The sequence below is a fragment of the Actinomyces glycerinitolerans genome (assembly GCF_900098745.1).
GTDB lineage: Bacteria > Actinomycetota > Actinomycetes > Actinomycetales > Actinomycetaceae > Actinomyces > Actinomyces glycerinitolerans.
On the sequence record NZ_FQTT01000006.1, the window covers coordinates 7003 to 11899 of the forward strand.

General features: G+C 62.8%; 4 protein-coding genes and 2 pseudogenes. All 6 read left to right on the plus strand.

The window, feature by feature from the left end:
- Window positions 1-309, plus strand: a pseudogene (locus ACGLYG10_RS04145) (hypothetical protein); the annotation flags it as partial.
- Between the two features lie 228 nt (window positions 310-537).
- Window positions 538-753 carry a hypothetical protein gene (locus tag ACGLYG10_RS04150; protein WP_073328193.1) on the plus strand — a complete coding sequence of 72 codons (216 nt, stop codon included), beginning with the start codon at window positions 538-540 and terminating at the stop codon, window positions 751-753.
- Between the two features lie 4 nt (window positions 754-757).
- Window positions 758-2884 (plus strand): DUF6571 family protein, encoded by a 2127-nt coding sequence (locus ACGLYG10_RS04155; RefSeq protein WP_083565487.1) that lies wholly within the window; start codon window positions 758-760, stop codon window positions 2882-2884.
- 115 nt (window positions 2885-2999) lie between these two features.
- Window positions 3000-3680, plus strand: coding sequence for a hypothetical protein (locus tag ACGLYG10_RS16530; protein WP_244542570.1), 681 nt, complete (start codon window positions 3000-3002; stop codon window positions 3678-3680).
- A 45-nt stretch (window positions 3681-3725) separates the two neighbouring features.
- Window positions 3726-4430, plus strand: a complete 705-nt coding sequence (locus ACGLYG10_RS04165; protein WP_073328198.1) for a hypothetical protein — start codon at window positions 3726-3728, stop codon at window positions 4428-4430.
- A gap of 3 nt (window positions 4431-4433) precedes the next feature.
- Window positions 4434-4897, plus strand: a pseudogene (locus ACGLYG10_RS15790) (hypothetical protein); the annotation flags it as partial.

Here is a 4897-nt window from a genome sequence, read left to right on the forward strand (position 1 = left end):
ATCACCGCCACGGCCTCCATGCTGACCCTCCAGCCCAAGGACGGCACCGCCACCTGCACCGGCTTCGGCATCCCCTGGACTGAAGAGAACGACGCCAAGGGCACGGACTGCCTGATCGTGTTTAACCGGTCCAGCGCGCACTTCAAGGACAGTGTCACCCCGGTGGATGTGAAGGTCTCCTACGCGATCACCTACACCGCCACCGACGGCGCTTCGGGCTCGATGGACACTCACACCACATCCACAACCACCACCATCCCCGTGGCGGAGATCCAAACCCTCAACACCCAACCAACCAAACAACCCTGAAACCCAGGATGATGGTTGATGGGCCGGGCCTCGTTCCACCGGTCTGTATCGCTCGAACACTTTGAAAGGACCTGACCACTGATGTCTTACTCCACACCTAGCCCGTCGCCTATCCCACCGCCGGGTGATGGGGAGGACTATAACTATAAGAAGTTCGCTTTGAAGAGGGTGGTTGATGCGCTTGAGCAGGCTCAGGATGACTTGGATGCGGATCCGGCCACAGAGGGTATGACTCCGAAGTCCGCCCTGCTGACCCAAGGCCTGGGCGGGACCGAGAGCGTGTGGCAGTCTCCCCTGGCTGACACCATGCACGACACGCTGGTGGGGGTCATCGACTCCATGGTCTCCAACCTGCGCAACGCCACCGTAGAAGTCAGTGACGACTGGGAGGCCGAGCCGACCTATGTCGACGAGGACGACTACCGCGCGAAGTGGGGGCAGTGAGCAATTGACTTATGTATCGCTTGACGCCGACAGCGTCCAGGACATCATCGACAAGCTGACCGACTACAAGGACCAGTCCGAGACCAGCTGGGAGACGGTAACCAGCACCAACCGGATACAGGACTATCCCGCCGAGCTGAGCGGGCGCTCCAACACGGCCGGCGAGCACGCTGCCGCCCTGGAGACTGAGATCAACTCTCTGCAGGCGCGTCTGGATGCTGCTAAGGCCGCTAACGAGGGCGGCATAACCACCACCGGCGCGGACGGCACGATCTGCTACTGGCTGCCCGAAGGCACCGAGGACACCGCCGAGAACGTCACCACGTACAACCAGGTGGACAAGGTCAACCAGGCCCGCGCCGACGCCCAGACCATGGTGGACTACTCCATCAACGGCTGCACCCCAGAAGAATGGGACGAGCTCATCGAGCGCGTCCAGAACAATCAGGACGACTCGGTATACGCCAACACCATCCTTAACAACATCGGACCCGGCCGCCTGCTGGACCTACCCACCGACATCCAGGATCAATTCACTACCAAGTCTGATTTCCAGGGCACCACCACCAGCGACCGTCCGAACGCGGGCAAGGACTTGGCTGATGCTCTGGGGCACGTGCTGGCCACCGCCTCACTGACCTGGGACGACGCCAAGGCCGAGGCCTACGCCAACCGGCTGGTGGACTACGCCGAGGAGAAGGGCAAGGACCTGCGTATTGCCTCGCTGAACCAGATGCTCGCCGCGTCCCGGCCCGCCGACATCGACTCCGACGGCACCCCCGAGGACATCGGCCTCAACTACAACGACGCCCTCCTGGCCACGCTCGCCACCCGGCTGGAGAGCTACAGCCCCGAGCAGGCCAAGCCATGGAACAGCGAGTTCTGGAACCCCACCAGCGTCTCCAAACAGCCGGTCGGGTCTGCCGCGAACCCGTTGTTCGGGGTGGTGCATGCCATGACCGGCAACCCCGATGTGGCCACCGAGTGGCTGGTCACCAACCCGGACGGCTCTACCACCCCGGTCGCCACCTCCCAGTCCCTCGAGCACGCCAGGCGCATCCAACAGCTCATTGAGACCACCGGCCTGGACAACCAGTCCTGGACCGCCGACTGGGCGATGCTCGCCAACCAGATCGACCGGCTCCCCTCCACGGGCATGGCCGACCCTGCCAGGCAGTACAAGGACTCCGCCCGCACCACCGCCACCTCCGGCATCCTCAACGGCCTCGGCTCCGGCACCGATCCCCTGAACCTGTCCCCCGAGGCCCGCCAGTCCGTCGCCGCGGTCATGGCCCGCTACCCCCAAGGCATAGACGCCTCCACCGAGTTGGGCAACACGGGCGGACCACTGGGCAGCAACGTCAACGCCGACGGCACCACGACCTACTATCCGAAGTTCACAGACAGGGCGCTGACCAACCTCATCGGCCAGGTCACCATGGACCAGTGGGCCTCGGCCCACCTGGGCGGCGCCATGACCGACTACCACACCCAGCAGCTCCAGGACGCCGTCAACCAGTACAACGCCACCGGTGAGACCGCCGCCGTCAAGAACGCCGTGACGGCACAGAGTCGGACCAACGGTTTCTTCGCCGGCGCCTCCGCCCAACAGCTCATCGCCCTGGGTAAGAAGAAGGACTCCGCCAACGAGGACGCCAACACCATCGCCTCGTCCCTGGTCGGCCTCATACCCGTCGTCGGCCCAGCGGCATCTCTCGGTATCGACGTGAGCGATCCCTTCGGCACCGACAACGCCGAGGACGCCAGCAGCCAGGCGGTACACGCCAGGAACACCGCGGCCGCCGACAACAACCGCCAGATCACCCTGGCCCTACTCAACTCCGGCCTATACACCCCTGAGGATCTCAAAGCCACCCTCGAACGTGACGGCACCAGTGTCGACTCCCTCAAAGTCATCGACCGGGACGGCAACAACCTCACCGAGAACATGACCCCAGAGCAACTCACCGATTACGACTTCGGTGTCGGTCTGGAGGAGATCGGCAAAAAGCTCTACAGCCCCACAAAATCCGGCCTCGACTTCACCAAAACCAGAGAAGATGAGTTCAACAAGGGGTACTACGCTTCCAATCCCGATGGCGAAGACGCTGAACCGGACGGCGAGTGGTAGCAAGACCTCAACCTGCGTCAGGCAACAATCCTCCCGTAAAGGACCTACCATGCCACCAGCACCATCACCCGCGGCCGAATCCGCCGAATACCAGGGCAGGAGCGCAAGGCGCGGCATGCCATTCGCGTCGCAACGCCGCGCGCTAGCCAGCCTGGTGGCACTCATGTCCTGCTGCCTGGCACTGGCCGCCTGCTCCCTACTACCCGGCAACCAGCCCACCACCCTACCCACAGCCGCGGTAGTACCCACCACCGCACCCACCGGTGAGGACGAGAAGTACACCTGCGCCGGTATCCCCGACTCATCCCTTCACGCCATGTTCGGCCCCAACATCACCATCGATACCTACCCCAGCAGCCCAATCAGAGCCTCTGAATGCCGTGTTGAGCATCCCGACCGAGAAAGCATCGTTTTTTCCTCGGAGTTCTGGTACGTGTACGACGACAGCGACCCATGGTATTTTCTGGCTTCGGGGCGGGAGGAATCCACGTTCACCTTCGACGGCATCGACGGGCAGGGCGAGGCCCGCACCTCCAGCCCCGGCGCCGAGTACGACTACGGCAGCACCGTGTTCACCTGCGGGGACCACTACCTCGCCCTAACCATCAACCACGGCTCGCTGATGGCAGGGGACATGCGAGAAAACCTCATCGCCCTGACCCAATCAGCCCTCCCCTGGCTCTGCCAAGACCAGCCCATCCCCGGCCTAGACAAAACCATGGAACAAGCCCGCCCCTACTACGCCTACCCCACACCCCTGCCCTCACCCACACCCACCAACACCCCCAACAACTAACACCGCCACCAGCCGACGCTCACTCCAACAAGGAGACCACCCACCATGCGGACCCCACCCCCTCCCACCGACACCCACCGACGCCGCCTGACAGCAGGCCTGCTGGCCCTCCTCCTGACCTGCACACCCCTCGCCGCATGCTCCTCCGACTCGGACGACAACCCCCTGAATATCCCCACCTATGATCCGGACGCGGCGGCGTCGGCGGAGGCGTCTGAGTCCGCGGCCGCTGCGGCGGCGTCCGCGTCGGCCGCGGCTTCTGCAGAGGCCGCGGGCATAGTCACTGCGGAGTCGCTGTCCACCGACCGCTACGAAGTCACCTCCATCCCTGAAGACCTGGACGAGCAGCAGACCGAAGTCCTGAAGGCCTTCATCAACTACGACCAGGTCACCTGGAACATCTGGTTCACCGGCACCGGCATAGAAAACGCACAAGCCGTTGCTACCGGCGATGTCCTGACAACCATAACGGAGAACTTCGAGAACCTAAACGGCAAGATAGATCAGGGAACGGTGCGTATAGCGGTCAGCGAAGTGGCAGTCGTCACCTTCGACACCTCCCAGAGTACAGCCGAAGTGCGCGTATGCGAAGACCTTTCCGGCATCACAACATACGACGCGTCAGGACAAGACATAAGTACGAACGAATCGCACTATCGTTACGACATACTAGTCACTATGACGAGCGAAGATGACACCTGGAAATCCTCCGTCGAGGAAACGCTCTCCACCAATGAATGCGTGGTGTGACCCATGAATCGCTTTATTCCGGTAATCATCCTGGTTCTGACCTTGGGGCTCTGGTTCGGTACCATCGGCGCCCCTGCCGCCGCTCTAGGAGGCGGAGCTACCGATACCGATGTCGGTTCGTCTTCTGCGGCTTCTGGTTCGGTTTCGCAGGGCGGGGATGGTTCGGTGCAGATTGCGGTGTCTGCGCAGTACACGCCGGCCGGGGCGGACGGCTCCGGCGGTGATGGTGGCACGGTCTCCTCACAGGCGGTAACGGCGAGCGTGCATCCGGTTTGCTGGTACATGGAGGGTCTGTCGGGAGCTGAGACAGCTAAGTGGCTTGATTCACCAGACGGCGCAGCATCCGACATGTACCACCGCAACAATAACAATCCCGACCCGGAAGGGCTGGAGGAGCAGAAGGCTCGTTACCCCGATTATGAGTCCTATGCGGACGACGAGGAGGGCTACTGGTATGTGGCAACCTG